Source organism: Gelidibacter sp., from assembly GCF_035515035.1.
Lineage (GTDB): Bacteria > Bacteroidota > Bacteroidia > Flavobacteriales > Flavobacteriaceae > Gelidibacter.
In genome coordinates this window covers 1-17,470 of the sequence record NZ_DATJCA010000095.1, presented here as the reverse complement: position 1 = coordinate 17,470, position 17,470 = coordinate 1, and the positions used below count along the sequence as shown (strand labels likewise).

11 protein-coding genes are annotated in these 17,470 nt (G+C 39.0%); 5 read left to right on the top strand and 6 right to left on the bottom strand.

What is annotated here, in order from left to right:
* From VLZ86_RS07510 to VLZ86_RS07490, 5 genes are all read right to left on the bottom strand, one after another.
* A complete protein-coding gene (locus tag VLZ86_RS07510; protein WP_325450011.1) occupies nt 1-1,308 on the bottom strand; it encodes an MFS transporter in 1,308 nt (435 codons plus the stop codon).
* Nucleotides 1,305-2,357 (bottom strand): glycoside hydrolase family 130 protein, encoded by a 1,053-nt coding sequence (locus VLZ86_RS07505; protein WP_325450010.1) that lies wholly within the window; start codon nt 2,355-2,357, stop codon nt 1,305-1,307. Before VLZ86_RS07505 ends, VLZ86_RS07510 begins: the two co-directional genes overlap by 4 nt.
* Before the next feature lie 196 nt (nt 2,358-2,553).
* Nucleotides 2,554-4,041, bottom strand: a complete 1,488-nt coding sequence (locus VLZ86_RS07500; RefSeq protein WP_325450009.1) for a RagB/SusD family nutrient uptake outer membrane protein — start codon at nt 4,039-4,041, stop codon at nt 2,554-2,556.
* A gap of 19 nt (nt 4,042-4,060) precedes the next feature.
* Nucleotides 4,061-7,084 carry a TonB-dependent receptor gene (locus VLZ86_RS07495; RefSeq protein WP_325450008.1) on the bottom strand — a complete coding sequence of 1,008 codons (3,024 nt, stop codon included), beginning with the start codon at nt 7,082-7,084 and terminating at the stop codon, nt 4,061-4,063.
* Nucleotides 7,085-7,294: 210 nt separating this feature from the next.
* Nucleotides 7,295-11,395: a hybrid sensor histidine kinase/response regulator transcription factor gene (locus VLZ86_RS07490; RefSeq protein WP_325450007.1), complete on the bottom strand. Its 4,101-nt coding sequence runs from the start codon at nt 11,393-11,395 to the stop codon at nt 7,295-7,297.
* A 711-nt stretch (nt 11,396-12,106) separates the two neighbouring features.
* Between VLZ86_RS07490 and VLZ86_RS07485 the strand changes: the two genes are divergently transcribed.
* Together VLZ86_RS07485 and VLZ86_RS07480 are read left to right on the top strand one after the other, a co-directional pair.
* The gene (locus VLZ86_RS07485; RefSeq protein WP_325450006.1) at nt 12,107-13,813 is read left to right on the top strand and encodes a potassium channel family protein; all 1,707 of its coding nucleotides are present in this window, start codon (nt 12,107-12,109) and stop codon (nt 13,811-13,813) included.
* A gap of 210 nt (nt 13,814-14,023) precedes the next feature.
* On the top strand, nt 14,024-14,635 hold the full coding sequence (locus VLZ86_RS07480) for a DUF4403 family protein (protein ID WP_325450005.1): 612 nt from the start codon (nt 14,024-14,026) through the stop codon (nt 14,633-14,635).
* Nucleotides 14,636-14,782: 147 nt separating this feature from the next.
* On the opposite strand, the gene VLZ86_RS07475 is transcribed toward VLZ86_RS07480, so the two are convergent.
* Nucleotides 14,783-15,457 carry a transposase gene (locus tag VLZ86_RS07475; RefSeq protein ID WP_325450004.1) on the bottom strand — a complete coding sequence of 225 codons (675 nt, stop codon included), beginning with the start codon at nt 15,455-15,457 and terminating at the stop codon, nt 14,783-14,785.
* A gap of 295 nt (nt 15,458-15,752) precedes the next feature.
* Here VLZ86_RS07475 and VLZ86_RS07470 point away from each other — a divergent pair, with 295 nt between their 5' ends.
* The 3 genes from VLZ86_RS07470 to VLZ86_RS07460 all read left to right on the top strand — a co-directional run.
* The gene (locus VLZ86_RS07470; RefSeq protein ID WP_325450003.1) at nt 15,753-16,208 is read left to right on the top strand and encodes an FKBP-type peptidyl-prolyl cis-trans isomerase; all 456 of its coding nucleotides are present in this window, start codon (nt 15,753-15,755) and stop codon (nt 16,206-16,208) included.
* Nucleotides 16,209-16,251: 43 nt separating this feature from the next.
* The gene (locus VLZ86_RS07465; protein WP_325450002.1) at nt 16,252-16,734 is read left to right on the top strand and encodes a hypothetical protein; all 483 of its coding nucleotides are present in this window, start codon (nt 16,252-16,254) and stop codon (nt 16,732-16,734) included.
* Between the two features lie 221 nt (nt 16,735-16,955).
* Nucleotides 16,956-17,470: TolC family protein (locus VLZ86_RS07460; protein ID WP_325450001.1), on the top strand; the 515-nt coding region annotated here is incomplete at its 3' end.

Here is a 17,470-nt window from a genome sequence, read left to right as displayed (position 1 = left end):
TTATTGAGCACTTATAGGGTTAGTAATTAGTGTGTTTTCTTCCAATCGCTCCTTATCCAACAATTCTTTTTCCAAAGAATCTTGTTGCTTTAATAACTGCTTGGCAATAACTATAGAAAGCAGCTGTAGGCTCCCAATAATTAACAGCGCATATCGCAAGGCAATATCTGCGTTAATAAAAAATGCTAAAACCAAGAATGTCCCAGCGCCTATAAATCGGCCAATAAACAACCCAAATTCATGATTCAAGATGTAGGAGAACTCATTTCTATTTTCCAATTTTGATAAAATATCGATGACTTTCAATTGTATTGGGAAGTAGGCAATATCCAAAATTGGTCGTGCAATCAGCAATAAAAACATGAACAGAATGACACCAGTGGTATTGAACAGCAACCCATTAAAGAATGAGGCGAGGAAAAATGAGATCAATCCAATACTAAAAATAACCAATCGGTGTTTGGGTTTTGAGTATTTCCCCAAAATGAGCATGATGACCGCTGCAATAATAGCCCCTATGGAAATAGCAGAACCCAATGCACCTTCAGAATGAAAGAACTTCATCATCAACATGGCCGGTGCAGTCACAATAAACCCTTGAGCCAATCCTTTTAATACGGATAGTTGAATCATTTTTTTCCAGAGCTTGTGAAATTTGAAATAGAGAAACTTTTCACTCTTTGGCTTTTCATAAGTTCCCAAATGAAACACAATGGAGGCCAGCAAAGTAATCAAGAACACAATAGTTGTGATAACGCGGTAGCCAGAATTTACGGCTTCGTTAGAAATTGTTTCGGAATTGGCGTGCCCTTTCATCAAATACCAACCAATTAAAAAAGGTACGGTTGAGGCAATGATGGTATAAATAAAGGTTTCCAACCCATAATAAAAATTCCGCGTTCTATCCTGCGTAGTGGAAAGCACCAAATAATCTCGGTTGGCCCAATACAGACCAAAAGACATCCCCATAATCAATCCTGCACCGATCAATCCAAAATAATTAATTTCCTTTAAGGACATCATAAACACCATAGACACCCCGCTGAGTAGCATCCCCAAAGAGAAGAGTCTTTTTATGTTTATTTTATTCAATAAATACCCGTTGATAAGAAACGTAATGGGAATGCCAACATAAATTGCCAATTGGTAAAGGATGACCTTGGAAGGATCATTCGAATTTCGCATGATATAAGAGGCTACAAAAATATCAATGACCGGCAGTACAAACGCATAAATAGTATTGGTAATGATTAATATTTTTGCACTTCTCGTAAAATCTCGTAATCCAACTCTCGCTAAGTCTATCATGATTGCCCTAGTGTTTTTAATATCTCCATGATTGAAAATTCAGCCCTACAGACATGTTCATCGGAGGCACCGTAATACAGGTTGATGGTATCTCCATCCACGATATGTCCATTTGTAAAAACCACGTTCCCAAAAAACCCTGTTTGTTCGTACTCCGCAATGGGCTCCATAATTGGTTGCTCAGAGCGTGCAATAACTATTGAAGGATCGTTCAAATCCAATAAGATTGCACCCAAACAATACCTGTTTTTTTCAGTGGCACCGTGATAGATTTCCAGCCAACCTTTTTCTGTTTTGATGGGTGCTGCACCAGCACCCAATCGTTTGCTGTCAAACTTTCCTGCCCGGGTCTTCGCAATGCATTTATGATTTCCCCAGTGAAATGTATCCGGCGATTCTGCCAACCAAATATAATTACCGCCCAGTTCTGGACTGCTCGGTCGGTGAAGGGCGTAAAAATTGCCGTTAATTTTCTCTTCAAAAATGGCGCAATCTTTATTGTGGGGACTAAAGATCATGCCCTTCTTCTCAAATTCTTTCCAATCTTTTGTAATACGCAGCCCTACGCCCACTCCATTGGGAGAGACCATGGTATAGGTCAAATAATACGTATCGCCTATTTGCGAAACTCTGCAATCTTCAATACCGTAGGACTCGTACGCGCCTTCTCCAAAAAGCGACGGATAGGTCTTATTTTCAGAAAAATGATTGCCATCATCACTCCACAACAGCCTTAAATGTGAGATCGTGGTAAGATAATCAACACCATCGTAGTTGATCACCCGTGCATCGGAAGCGTCTAATTTTGGGTCGTTGAGTTCGAAATTCAACAACTCAATCGCGCCAAGATCATTATAGATGGGCACTGTTAAAGAGCCGTCTTTTTGAATGGTTCTTTCGGCGACCCGAACCAAAAGCCCAATTTTATCCTGGAATTTAAAAACACCAGGATTGAGCAAACATTCAATGATCATGTTAGGATTACTGGGGTTTAAGTCTTTAGGCGATAAAATTGGATTTTTAAGGTATCTATTTGCAATATCGTTCATTCCTCTTGTGATTTATAGGTTTTTGGTTTTAATTAGAAAGGAATCTGCCAGAAATAAGAATATGGATTTTCTAATTGACCACGTTCTAAAGGCAACTACAATCAGTGATTACTAAAAAAAAGAGAAGTAGAATATTGTAGAAAAACTACTTCTCTCAAATTAAATAAAACTAATTCAAATAATTCTACTTAAAATTTTAGTAACCTGGATTTTGGGTAATGGTGCCCGCGGACTTGTCAACTTCGCCTTGCGGAATAGGATATAAATAATTTTTTTCCTGAAAGTTTTTACCAAGTCCGGTTAAAAACGATTGGGCTATTCCCCATCTTTTCAAATCATTGAAGCGCTGCGATTCAAAACCGAGCTCCACACGTCTTTCATGGATTAACCATTCTTTTATCTGGCTGGCGTCGGTCGAGTTTGGTCTGGGTGGCAAAGTTCCGGCAGGGGTTGCAGAACCATCGGCAGTTGGCGTTGTTCGGGCTCTGTCCCTTACCATGTTTATAGCAGCAATGGCGCCGTCATAATCGCCAGTTTCATTGAGCGCTTCCGCTTTCCAAAGCAACACATCGGCATAACGAATAAATATTTTATTACTGGGCGCATCATCATTTCCTTTGTTTTCACCTACGGTATTTCCCAATAATTTCGAAACATTCTGATTGGGTACATCTACGGTATATAACAATCTAGGATCATTAGCTTCAAATTCATTTATAAAACTATCTGTGGGCGCTACAAATCCCCATCCTATCAGCGCACATAAACCATTACCCTTTCTCGGATTTTGATTTGAAATATGATCGTAAGCGAAAATCACTTCATTATCAGCAAATTCTTTATTAACATCAAAACTGTCAAAATAATTCGTGTTCAAACTATAAAAACCAAGTGCATCCAACTCACCCACTAAACTAATCACTGCTCCCCAATCTTTATTGTATAATGCGGCTTTGGCCTGCAGGGCAATCACTGCACCTTTTGAAACTCTCCAAGGTTCAGAAGGAGTTGGAAACTTCACATTGGTCAATAAAGCTTTGGCGTCCATCAAATCAGCATTTATTTGACCCCAAACTTCCGTATCAGGTACTCTAACTGCAGCATCGTAAGCTTCGGCAAATGAAGTTAACGGTTGCGTTAAAAGAGGCACTCCACCAAAATTATTTACTAAGTCGAAGTAATAAAATGCTCTTAAAAAATAGGCCTCTCCCAATAATTGATTCTTACGGGCTTCACTGATGCCGACAGACTGAAGTATTTCGGGATCGGTCAAATAACCTACTGCCAGGTTAATTCTATTGATACCTTCATAATCGTACAACCATATCCCGTTAAAGGCGCCGTTATCCGCAGTAAAACTAAAAGCGCTTATTTCATCCATCCAAGCTTGATCGCCATCGGGACTCCATTTTTTGTTCATATCACCGGAGGCGATGTCCTGTAAAATAAAATCGTTCCGAGTTACCGTGCCGTCATCCCATTGCCATTCGCCCACAATATTCAAGGTACTGGAAAGCAACTGATAGGAAGAGGTTATGGAAGATTCTAAAGTATTTATGGTAGGATTATTGTCCACCTGATCCAAGGTCAGAAGTCCGATGGGATCCTTGGTCAATTCGTCGTTACACCCCGTCACTATGAAAAGCACACCAACCGCAATTAAACTTTTATATATTGTTTTCATAATTCGTATTATTAAAATATTAAAACTTAACATTGATGCCAAACAAAACCGATGATGATAATGGATAAGTTCCTTTATCCACACTATCTGTAGATTCGGGATCCAAACCTGAATACTTGGTTACGGTAAAGAGATTTTGACCGGAGATATAAAGACGGATGTCCTGAACCCCCACCAAGCTATTTATGGTATATCCGATCTCAGCGTTTTTAAGTCGAAAATAGGAAGCATCTTCCACGTAAATACTGGATTCCTTACTACTTCCATTATCTTCAAACGTCACTCGAGGGATGCTATTGGTGCTGCCTTCGCCATCCCAGGCTCCTAAAATATCCGTGGTATAATTGAAAGGTCTGGTATCATAATCTACAATCTTTCTTGCGTCGTTGTATTTGTCAACCCCTTCTACCCCTTGGAAAAGGCATGAAAAATCAAAACCTTTATAACTTGCCGATAACGAAAGTCCGTAGGTAAGATCTGGGATGGCGTCGCCCGTAAACGTTCTATCATCAGAATTGATGATGCCATCATTGTTTAAATCGGCAAACTTAATATCCCCAGGTTTTGCGCTGGGATTAGGAGTTCCACTTAAATAGCTATTAATTTCCTCTTGATTCTGGTAAATACCCACCATTTTATAACCGAAAAAAGAATTTAATGACTGCCCTACTTCCCTAGTTTGCAATTTTTCAACACTATTGAGCAAAGTGCCAAAATTGGCATTGATCCCGTATTTGAAAGCGTTATCTGAGTTGCGATAATTTAAGGTGAATTCAAAACCTTTATTGATAACTTCACCCGCGTTGACAATGGTTGGTGAAACATCGCCAACAATACTTGGTAACCCCACGGGCAACAAAATATCTGTTGTTCTTTTCACGAAATAATTTGTGGAAATGGATAATTTGTTATCAAGAAAACCAAAGTCAATCCCAAAGTTACTGGACTCGGAAGTCTCCCATTTGAGATCGTCATTGCCGTAGCGTTTTACCACCACTTTTCCATCTACTTGACTAATCAACGTTAAATAGGCATAATTGTCAATCTCTTGATTCCCTAATTGACCCCACCCGGCTCTTAACTTTAAGTTGGACAACCAAGACACATTTTTTAGAAAGTTTTCATCGGAAATTTTCCAACCTACTGAAATGGAAGGGAAATAACCCCACCGGTTGTTTTCTGAAAACCTAGAGGAGGCATCAGCTCTAAAGTTGGCCGTCACCATATATTTACTATCATATACATAGGTTCCTGATCCAAAAAACGAAAACAACGCCCATTCTGAAGCACTTCCACCATTCCATAAATCTACTTCTGTAGAGCCATAATCTATGTATCTGAAGGTATTGTCCGTATTATCAAACCGCATTCTGCTTGCGCCAATGGACGAATCGTAATTCTCAATAAACTCAGTGCCCACCAATACACTAATGTCGTGTACCTCATTTAGTGTTTTTGCGTAATTAAGTGTGTTGTTGAAGGTGATGGTACGGGATTCACCGCGATCTTCATTTAAATTATTCGGACGGTTTTGTCTGCCCAAACCTTTATCGGTCTCATTACCGCCGCCATCGTCATCACCAAAATTTTCATTAAAACGTTTATTATGAAAAAATGACAGATCAATCCCCACGTTGGTTCGGAAGGTGAGTTCCTTATCCTTTAAAAATGAATATTCCGCGTAAATATTTCCGAAGGTTCGATAATCACGTCTCACATCATCGGTAAAATAGGCCAAGGCAATCGGGTTTTGGGACCATTCATACTTATCACTCTCCCAACCTCCATTATCGCGATCGTTGTTTTTGTAGAAAGGTAAATCAGTAAACGGATCCCTGACGGAATAGGTCGGGTCGTCTGGGTTTTTATAAACGCCAAGTACCGGGGGTCTTAACAAGGCATGTCTGATTATTCCTGGCTCATCACCTTTAGAAGATAAGGCGTCTTGCGTTGCATAGGTCAACTGAAGATTCGTTCCAATTTTCAACCGCTCTGTAAGATTCACATTAAGGTTCACTCTATAGTTGAGTCGTTTATAGCTGTCGTGATCATAGATCACAATACCATCTTGGTGATAATACCCCAAGGAGGTCAAAAATTGGACTTTATCACTTCCGCCACTTGCCGTAAATTGAAAGTTTTGGGACCGCCCGGTTTCAAACAATTCATCAAGCCAATCGGTATCCGAAAAATCAGTCCGGCCTCTATCTGCCGTATAGGGGTTGCTTCCTGTTCTACTCGAATTGTTCCAAGCTTTTTCTACCGTATTGATATACTGTTCAGCGTTGAGCATTTTTGGAAGATTGGACGCGTAATGGATGCCGGAATAATAGCTCACGTCAAAACTGACCTTTCCAACCTGACCACTTTTGGTGGTGATCAACACGACACCACCAGCTGCTCGAGACCCATAGATAGCTGCTGCAGAAGCATCCTTTAAAATGGACATCGATTGAATATCTGCTTGGTTTAAAAAGCTAATGTCACGGGTGGGAATTCCGTCTATAACGTATAACGGATCGTTGTTTCCAACAGTGCCTTCCCCTCTAATTCGTACTTGTATGGCGTCTCCCGGCGCACCGGTGCTGGCAGTAACCTGAACGCCCGCAACCTGACCCTGTAAGGCCTGCGTGACATTGACCACCCTGGTTTTCTCAAGATCATTCATATTTACCACAGAAACGGCACCCGTTAGGGTCGACTTTTTTCTGGAGGAATACCCCACCAGCACCACCTCATCCAAAGCCTGTAAATCTTCGGCCAACAAAACGTTAATTTGGGTCTGTCCATTCACAGGAATTTCCTGGGTTTCAAACCCCAACTCACTAAAGACTAAAATGGCTTGCGGATTTAAAACGGTAATGCTATAGTTGCCATCAAAATCGGTGGCAGCGCCATTGGAAGTTCCTTTTTCAATAATATTGACACCGGCCAACGGACCGTTAGCGCTTGAGACAACTCCGGTGATTTTTTGCGCGCAGACCGCACCTCCAAAAAACAGGACCACAATTATTTGTAGGCAATACTTAATTTGGGTTTTCATAATAAAAGTGAATTAAACCAGTTAATAATTTGCGTATTTTTTTTCATGATGATAGGAGATATTAGAGATTTTGAATCCACCACTTCTTCTTATGATTAAGTGATTGCAGAAACCGTCTCATAAAGATATAGGCAGACCCAATAAATAGTGTACACTATATTGTCAAAAGTGTACACTATGCACGCAACGTCCTTGTACACATCTACTTAACTAGATAACGCGGATGTGTTTTTTTTGAAGCTGATATTCCTTTGGGGTACTGTTGTAGGTTTTTTTGAATTCCCGATAAAAGTAAGAGCGGTTGTTAAATCCGGACTGGTAACACACCTCAGAAACAGTGAGATTACTTTTGATAAGAAGTTCTGCCGCATGTTTTAAGCGAATGGTTCGGATCAAATCTCCAGGGGAAAAACCAAATATTTGTTTGATCTTTCTATACAATTGCGAACTGCTCATAGCTAATTTTTGCTCGATAAAAGAAGTGTGTAAATGTTCGTTTTCAATATTCTCTCGGATAATTTCTATGACATCGAGTAAAAAAATTTTATCCTCATTATCAACTGGTAGTTTAAAGAGGTTTTCAAGAAAGCCATCGCGCGTAAAATGTTTCAAAACCAATTCTTTTTCTTCGAGAAGTTTTTCAACCCTCACTAATAAATGATCGGGATGGAAGGGTTTAGGTATATAGGCATTGGCACCACTTTCTAAACCTTGTATCCGATGTACCACGTTGGTTTTGGCCGTGAGCATAATAATAGGAATATGACAGGTTTTGATATTGCTTTTCACCTGATAACAAAAATCGATACCGTCCATTTCGGGCATCATAACATCACTTATAATGAGATCTGGCTCGTCGTTTTGTAGAATTTTTATAGCTTCTACACCATTAAATGCAGTAAATATTTTAAACTTTTCCTCTAATAATTCATTTAAAAATGCATGGATTTCCTTCTCGTCCTCGACAATGAGAATCGATTTTTTTCTATTTAAAAGATTTTCAAGAGCAGAGATCTTATTTGGAGCACTATAAGATGATCCCGCCACCTCCTTTATAATATTTTGTAAGTGGCCTGAAATTAACACGTGACCTTCCTCCCAGTCCAATTCATGGTCAGGAAACGCCTTCTTATTACATGGTAGCGCCACTTTAAACGTGGTCACTTTATGTTCTTCGCTCGAAACATGTACCTCGCCACCCAATAAGTTGACCATTTTTTTTATATAGGCCAAGCCAATGCCGGTCCTGAACTTGTCATTGTCCACTTTGTTGTCGGCCAAGAAAAAGCGATCGAATATAGATTCCAGCTTGTCTTTAGGAATTCCTTTTCCGGTATTAATGACTTCAATGTTCAATTCACGTGATTCATTTTCCTCAATAGCTATGGTCAAGGTTATTTTTCCCTTTTCCGGGGTATATTTAAAAGCATTTGACAAGAGATTGAATAATATTATTTCAATTTTATCCTTATCAAACCATCCCGATAATTCCGACGGGATTTCCAAGGTGTAGTCAATATTCTTCTGTAAGGCCCATTCATCAAACAATTCGGCGATTTGCTCCACTAAATTGACCAAATCAAATTGTTTTATTGACACCCCCAAGTGGCCGTCTTCGGCCCTTCTGAATTCTAGCAACTGTTGGGTTAAGAATAGTAATCTTGAAGAGTTTCGTTCAATCATCCTAACCAATTTCTGATCGGTGCTGACCATAGTCGCAGATTTGGAAAGCCTTTGAATGGGACCTAAAATAAGGGTTAATGGCGTTTGAAATTCGTGGGCAACATTGGTGAAAAAATTAAGTCGGTTTTGATGGATTTCCTCTTCTCTCTGTTGCGAAAGAATGTGTTGTCTTAACTTATACTGCTTCCCAAAATAGCTCCAAACAAAAACAATAAAGAGCAAGAGTAAAAGGCCATAAACCACCAGTGCGGCGTTGGACTGCCAGAAAACGGGCTTAATTTCAAAATTAATGGCGCGAACCGGCGGACCCCAATTCCCATCGCTGTTGGACCATTTAAGCCATAAGGTATAGTTTCCCTGTGGGACATTGGTAAAGGAGAATGTGCGCCAATTGTTTATGACATTCCAGTCTTGGTCAAAATTCTCTAATTTGTAAGCGTATTGGTTTTTCTTATTATTAATAAAGCTTACCGCAGATAATTCAATATCAAAGAAATTTTGATCGTGGCCCAAAATAATGGATGGGCTTGTGGTTGAATTTGGGGAGATGACCAAACCTTGATAATAAGGCACTTCCTCATTCTGTCCACTGATTTTATCAATAAGAATATTGGGAATAAGATCCGACTCATTTATTCGTGAAGACACAAAGTAATTAAATCCTTTCACACCTCCTGCAAAAATATAATCGGATCTCGGATGCTGATAAATAGCCCCATCTGCAAACTCATTATCCTGCAGGCCTTCACTCTTGGTATAATTTATGAATTTTGAGTCCGCAACAAGGTAATTGGTCAGCCCGAAGTTGGTACTTAACCAAAGATTGGAATTTGCATCGGAAACTATGCCGTGGATCGTATTATTTCTAAGCCCATCTGCAGTAGTGAAATTTTGAAATATTGGTAGTGTATCGCCCTGAATTTCCTTTAATAAATTAAGCCCTAAACTCGTCCCTACCCAAAGTCGGTTGTCTGAATCCGTATGAAGGTATAAAATATCGTTGTTGGAAAGGCTTTCCGGATCGTCCTTCTTATGTTCAAAAGTTTTAAAGGTTTCTGTGCCTTTATTGAAAAGATTTAAGCCGCCCAATCGCGTGCCAATCCAAAGTTCATGATCGCTCTTTGGTATAATGGAAAAAATAATATTGCTACTCGCTGCCACTTCTTTATCACCTCTTGCTTCATAAGTCTTAAACTCACTGATTTTTAACTTATCATCAATTCGGGATAGCTTAAAACGGATCATTCCATAGCCATTGGTTCCAAGCCAAATAAATCCGTCTTCATCTTGATAAATGGCGTACGTAGATTTAAAAAACGAACAGGCTTCGCTCCCTAAAATTTCGGTCCAATCAATGAGCCTATCGGTATTTATATCAAAAACGCTTAACCCATTACCGTCGGTGCCAATAAATACAAGATCGTCCTGTCCTTTGTGCAATGCATACACAGCATTGTTAATGCTACTGTTGCTTTCATTAAAATTTCGGTATTGAAATGTTTCCTTGGGATTAAGATAAAATTGATGTGGCAATCGAAGCAAGCCATTCCCTTTGGTGCCCACCCAAAAAGAATGGTCTTCTACTTCAAGAAACGCACGGATGATGCCGCCATCTATCTCCGGTATTTGGACTTTTGAGACTGAATTGAACACTTGCTGTTGTGGATAAAGTTTAAAAAGTCCGTCACCATCGGTTCCCGTCCAAATAATCTGTTCGGTGCCCTCTAAAACCGCTGTTGTCTTTTGCTTTTTTAGTTGCTCCACCCAAGTTCTAGAAACTATTTTTCCGGAGGAATCTACAATAAAATAGCCTGAAGGATGATGCAGTAAAACGCCTTCTTTTATCTTGGATATAATACTTACCGATTGAATATCTACCAACGGTTGGCGCGTTTCCTCATCCTCATGATACAAAACAGCCGATTTAGAATCTGTAATATAGCAGACTCCATTGTTGGAAAAAACTTCAAAGTCTGTAACATGGTTTGAAATTTCGACAATTTGCGTTGCCTTTTTAACGCCATCTATAGTTGCAATCTGTAAGGTATACAATTGATTCGTGCTGAATAATAAAAGTAGTTTTCCCGATCCTGTAAAAGCCATTTTCTTAACTGCACTTTTAGGAAGGCTGTCAATCTTTAATAATTGAAATTCCCCACGGTCAAAGTACCCAATTCCCCAATCCTTAACCGCACAATACACATTTTTAGAAGCATCCAATGCCATGTTGAATTCTGATTCGGTCAAGGGCGGTTTGTCATCTCTTGAAAAAAAGTATCTGGTGAAGGTGTTGGACTTTTTATCGTATTTATTCAATCCATGAATGGTGAGAACCCAGATAAATCCCGACTTATCTTCGTCAATTTTAAGAATGACTTGGTTGGTAAGACTGTTCTCATTGTTGAGTTCTGGTCTAAATGTCTTAAAATGATTCCCATCGTATCTGTTTAAACCATCCCACGTGCCAATCCATAATAAATCTTCAGAATCTTGAAAAATGGTATTTACTGAACTATTGGAAAGCCCGCTAGTATTATCTAATTGCTCCGTGGAATATTGAAGCGGTTCGGTAAAGTTGGATGGATTGGAAGCGATTAAAGTGCTTTCGTTTGCCTGGAAATTATTCACGGAGATATCCTCATGTTTTTTTTTACAACCGAAGATTGCAAAAAACAGAAGGCTAGTCAATAATAAATTAGATTTCAAAATCTTGTGTTGCTTGATCAGAGTTTTAAAGCTAACAAAAAAAAGGATTCGATAATTGTTTTTCTCGCATAATCAGGGCTATAAGAGTTAATTATAAACCTATTTTTAAAGTGGATTTATGATTTGTTTGGCAACAATTATAATCCAACATAGTATTGTTAGACTTTTAAGATACAGTATAGTGAGTCAAATCATTAAATTTTCATGTTAATTTATCAAACTTTATTCACTACCCAACCGGATTGTTTTCTTGTCTATACGCTATGATTAGAAAACTCTAATCTGTGGAATGGATTACCAAACTCAATTCAAATGTATTTTAAACGAACGCTATTACAGGGCATATATCTCATAATTTTAACCGTTATAAATACAAATAATGGTGTGTTTAAATTTGTGAACACGGATGGGAATTTATAAAATTGTCCCAATGCCAAAAGACGTTTTCTATTTATTTTCATTTTTTCTCGAGAATTCCTTTAAGGCACAGTCTTTTTATGGAAAAGACACTTTCTTGGGCAGTTAGAACATTATATTTGAAACTTCTTAATCGCCACACCAAAACATGAGTTTATTTTTATAGATTAAGATCCAAAATGACCAAATTGCAACCGCAGATAAAAAAATCAGAATATGAAGTTTATTGGTAGTCAGATGGCCTATTATTTAGGCGACAAAGACTTTAAAAGAAATACGAAAGTCTTACTTAAATATTTAGCCCTCTTAGGAGTTGTCATCGTCATATATTCTGTCCTTTTCCATTTTATAATGGCATCAGAAGACCAAAATCACTCGTGGGTCACGGGATTTTATTGGACCCTTACGGTGATGAGTACGCTTGGTTTTGGGGACATTACCTTCGCATCAGATCTTGGTCGGGTTTTCAGTATTGTGGTATTACTTTCTGGCATTTTTATGTTAATGATCGTATTGCCGTTTGCTTTTATTAGGCACTTTTACATTCCGCTCTTAGAGTCAAAAAAGAAAAATAAGGTACTTCGGCAAGTCCCTTCCGGAACAAAAAATCACATTTTAATATGTTCTTATGATGTTATCGCAAGAGATCTTACAGAGCGGTTGAAGCAGGAGAACACTCCGTATTACATCATCGAAAACGACCTGGATAAAGCGATGAAAATCCATGATGAAAATGTGCCCGTATTACTTGGCGAATTGGATGACAAGGAAACTTTTATCCAAGCAAACATTAAGGATGCACATCTGGTTTTGATCAATAGAGATGATTTTTTGAATACCAAGATCATACTCACTATTCGAGAAATTGCTCCCAATATCCCCATTGTAGCCATAGCAACTCTTATTGAATCCGTAGATGTACAACAATTAAGTGGGGCAGACCATGTATTGCCAGTTAAAAAATGGCTGGGCGAGCAATTGGCCAACAGGGTGAACACACAACATGCAGAGTCTCATGCCATTGGTCAATATGAAGATCTTTTGATTGCAGAACTACCAGTTTACAACACGCCTTTGGTGTCAAAACTGATCCGGGAGACCGATTTAAGACAACGATTTGGAGTGAGTATTGTGGGCATTTGGGAGCGAGGCCGGTTGCAACCGATTAAGGGTAATGAAATGTTAACCCAAGAAAGTATCTTAGTTATTATTGGACATAAACAACAACTTAAAAATATTGATGAGCTCTTCCATGATTACGATGTAAATCCGCATCCCGTATTGTTAATTGGTGCGGGCCGGGTAGGCTTGTCGGCCGCAAAATCATTGCATGAAAATGGTGTTTTGGTAAATGTTGTGGATAAGGATCCTGAAGTCTGCAGAAAAGTAAAGCCATTTTGCAATAAGGTATTTTTAGGTGATGCATCCGATTATCAATTACTAAAAAAAGCAGGAATACTAGAAGCCCCATCAGTGCTATTGTCAACCCATGACGACACCACCAACATCTACCTCGCCTCCTATTGCCGCCAATTGAACAAGGATGTGCGCATAGTAAGCCGCATCTCCGAAGCTCGAAATGTTGATATAATTCAAAAGGCAGGAGCCAACTTCGTATTAAGCTACTCTACCTTAGGTTCTGAAGCTGTCCTTTCAATTTCTAAAGGCCAGGAACTGACCGTTCTTGGGGAAGGGTTCACCTTATTCATCATCCCAATACCAAAATCATTAGAGGGTAAATCGCTGGCAGAATCCGATATTGGCGCTAAAACAGGTTTATCGGTCATTGCCATTAAAGAAAACTCAGAAGTGGTTACGTCTTTATCGTCACAAACGGTACTTCCTCCTGGTGCCGAAATAGTCATGTTAGGTAATATCGAAATGAAACATAAATTCAATAAGATCTATGTCAAAGCCGTTTGATGATCGATTCTTGATTTTGTAATTGTTTTAATAAATTTAAAAATCTTGGGCTTGTACGAGTGTTACGGTCCAAAAAATATTTTGCCTAAGGAGCAGCCTTGAAAATTTTAGAGTAATCTTCCTTTTTGTTGACATAAGACATAGTAACTTTATAAAACCGAAAAGCTTCTTGACTTATAAAAAATAAATTTCTTAAAATGATCCTACGATATGAAAACACATCCAACACCATCCAATCAAGATATTTCAATCACCTTGCCCCTGCGCATAAGTTTTGAGACGGCTGCTGCTTTTCTTAAAGAAAAATTCGTGGGTACCAACATTAGTAAAACGGACCCCCAAGGAAAAGTTATCAATTATTTTAAGATTTTAGATCTCAATCTAGCCGAAAGTTCTGCTGCACCCTATAATCTAGAGCTTAGGTTAAAGTTAAAGACCCTTACGGTACTCTTTCACAAGAAAGACCTCGATATGATAGTGCAAGCCCAATTAAATTTGGATGTCGGGACCCAAAAATTATATGTAGAATCTTATAAAATAAATAGTCAAGGAAACCATTGGATTGCAAGCAGCATCATAAAATCTGTACTTAACACCTTCATTTATAAAAAATTAATCAAAACCTTAAGCATCGATTTACGGCCCTTATTGGCGGAAAAAATCGAGGATCTCAATAACAAATTGGCCTCTAAACTTGAAACCACCAAAGGAATTTCTGTTTTGGGGAAGGTTGAAAATTTTAGCATAGGCCATTTTGAAATCAAGAAAAACAAAATCTGGGTCCTAATAAATACAAGTGGTTGGTGTGTTATTGATATGTAGGGGCGTTTTGAAAACGCCCCCCATAGTCAGGGCGCTTTGAACGCCCCCTCCCATACGCTTTGAAGACGCCCCCATAGTCAGGGCGCTTTGAAAACGCCCCCTCCCATACGTTTTGAAAATGCCAATACATTTTCAATCCCCCTCTGATCATAATTTATAAAATTTATCCTCTGCCCATTTTGCAGGATTGTTGATGATATATTCCGAAATATTCTGGTACGATTTTTCATCTCGAATAATATGCTCATAATAATTGCGTTGCCACAATTTCTCTTTGAACCCCAATAATCCCAATTGTTTGGTAACCGACGATTTATAGCCACGAACAATGGCCCCAACTGTCTGTGTTGGCGACCGTAGGGGCGTTTTGAAAACGCCCCCATCCTCTGGCCGTAAGGGCGTTTTGAAAACGCCCCCATCATCGGACACATATCCGCCCCCATCATCGGACACATATCCGCCCCCATCCTCCGGCCGTAAGGGCGTTTCGCAAACGCCCCCATCATCGGACACATATCCGCCCCCATCATCGGTACGTAAGGGCGTTTCGCAAACGCCCCCATCATCGGTACGTAATATGCGTATAATGCCGTGCATATGGTTCGGCATAATTACAAATTCCCCCAATATTACATTTTCTCTAATCTTGGATGTATTCATCCATTCATTATAGGCCACTATTCCAAATTCATTTAAAATCATTGTCCCACTTTCAACCTGTCCAAATCGGTGGATTCTATCTTGACAACAAATGGTTATAAAATATAATCCTGCCTGCGAATAATCGTATCCTTTTAAACGGATAGATTTGCGGTGGTGCATGTTTGGATTATATGTTTGTTTTTTATTCAATGGGTGTCTAAATTACTCTATTATTCTTAATGTTGGTATGCGCGTTTTGCAAACGCCCCCCTTCGCATCATATGCGCATTTCGTACGGGCGTTTTGTAAGGGCGTTTTGTAAGGGCGTTTTGCAAACGCCCCCCCTTCGCCTCGTATGCACATTTCCTCTCGTTTAAACTCTCCATTATATTCCTAGTTGATAACTACCAACCTATTCGTTACTATTTATTATTTTGTTTCCCCTATATTTGCCACCTTAAAAAAAAAGACATTTATGAAGACATATGTATTATTGGTTTTGGTATTTGCAAGCTTAACCGCATGTAATAAAAGTGATGACAACGTAGACTATAAAGAGAAAAATAATGAAGAAATTATAGCCTATATTAACAAGAACAACTTAGACGCTCAAAAAAGTGATTCTGGCTTATACTATATCATTGATGAGCTTGGCTCTGGTGAGCAACCCGTAGCAAGCTCAAAAGTAACCGTAGCTTATAAAGGTTATTTTTTAGACGGCAAGACTTTTGACCAAAGTGATGCTAACGGAATTTCGTTTGGTTTACAACAAGTAATTAAAGGATGGACAGAAGGCATTACCTATTTTAAAGAAGGTGGTAAAGGTAAATTATTAATTCCTTCGCATTTAGGATATGGACCTAAGGGCCGTCCTGGAATTCCTGGTGGGTCTGTACTTATTTTTGACATCCATTTAATATCTGTTAATTAATGCCATTTCGTAGGGGCGTTTTGCAAACGCCCTCTCCAAAACCATGTCGGTAAATCAAAAAATCCGTTCCGATTTTTTTCCTCAATCAATTCTCTTATCTTTGCCAGTTGTGAAAAACAAGAAATTAAATAGCACCACTCAGATTTTTAGAAAAGTTCTGGCTTCAGCATTGCTAATAATGATGCTATTCTCTTCTTGTTCCATAAAAAGAGGCATCAAGGCCTTATTTGATATTCCTCATAATACGGTACAGGTCGGAAATTTCGCAACGCAGATGTCTTCAATGGGTCAAGGGCAAACAGCTTGCCTAAAATGCGCCGATTTCCAAATTCTTACTGCCGATTCTTTTGATCATTCACTTATAAAGAAGCTCTCCCCTGCAATTTTTATTAGCCTTATTTTTTCACTTCTTTTGTTGCCATTCGTTAGGCCTGAGGAGGAACATAACTACAAATTACCAATATTAGGAAGTAGCATCCCTAAGTATCTACTCTTTGGTAAACTTCTCTTTTACGATATACGATAATTAATTTTTCTTTTTTAGACGTTGAAGAACGCGAACAGAATTAGGTTATGTCTTGCCCTTTTGGGTTTTAGACATAAGACCAATAGTCTCCTGTTTTCCACATCCTTCATTTCTGTCTTAAAATCCTCAAATTAATTCACGCTTTAAACGGCGTGTTGTTCTGGGCCATCCCCATTTAAAATTTGGCGCAGACCATACAAATAATCGTAAAAACAAAATCAATGACAAGAATTCTTATAGCAGTTCTCGGCGCTGGAATATTCCTTGCCGGCTGCCAATCTACCTTTGCCCAACAAGGTGATGGACCATTAAACACCCTATGGGAAGAAGTACAGCGCTCCTATCCAGGGCTAAAAGTCAGAGAAGCCTTAATAGCATCCGCAAAACAAGATGAAAAATCAATTTTCGGCGAACGACTTCCTCAACTTCAGACCCAAGCACAAAACTCCTATGCTACCTATAAAGGGATTAGTGGCGCATTTTTTCCACAACCCGGACTATTTAACGTGAGTGGGGCAAATGGATTGAGTGGACCATCATGGGCCTTCAACGCCTATGCCTCTTCCACATTGGAATGGGAACTTTTCTCCTTTGGGAAATACAACTACATATCTAAAGCGGCCCAATCCAAAACACATAGTGCGGAGAGCGAACAGAATGCATACCAGCTTCATCTTCAAAAAGACCTTTCCCAACGGTATCTGAAACTACTTTATAACGAAACAAAGCTGGAAAC

Excerpts from the sequence above, each read along its gene's own strand:
- VLZ86_RS07510 (WP_325450011.1), bottom strand. The coding sequence starts at position 1,308 with ATGATAGACTTAGCGAGAGTTGGATTACGAGATTTTACGAGAAGTGCA.
- VLZ86_RS07505 (WP_325450010.1), bottom strand. The coding sequence starts at position 2,357 with ATGAACGATATTGCAAATAGATACCTTAAAAATCCAATTTTATCGCCT.
- VLZ86_RS07500 (WP_325450009.1), bottom strand. The coding sequence starts at position 4,041 with ATGAAAACAATATATAAAAGTTTAATTGCGGTTGGTGTGCTTTTCATA.
- VLZ86_RS07495 (WP_325450008.1), bottom strand. The coding sequence starts at position 7,084 with ATGAAAACCCAAATTAAGTATTGCCTACAAATAATTGTGGTCCTGTTT.
- VLZ86_RS07485 (WP_325450006.1), top strand. The coding sequence starts at position 12,107 with ATGAAGTTTATTGGTAGTCAGATGGCCTATTATTTAGGCGACAAAGAC.
- VLZ86_RS07480 (WP_325450005.1), top strand. The coding sequence starts at position 14,024 with ATGAAAACACATCCAACACCATCCAATCAAGATATTTCAATCACCTTG.
- VLZ86_RS07475 (WP_325450004.1), bottom strand. The coding sequence starts at position 15,457 with ATGCACCACCGCAAATCTATCCGTTTAAAAGGATACGATTATTCGCAG.
- VLZ86_RS07470 (WP_325450003.1), top strand. The coding sequence starts at position 15,753 with ATGAAGACATATGTATTATTGGTTTTGGTATTTGCAAGCTTAACCGCA.
- VLZ86_RS07465 (WP_325450002.1), top strand. The coding sequence starts at position 16,252 with ATGTCGGTAAATCAAAAAATCCGTTCCGATTTTTTTCCTCAATCAATT.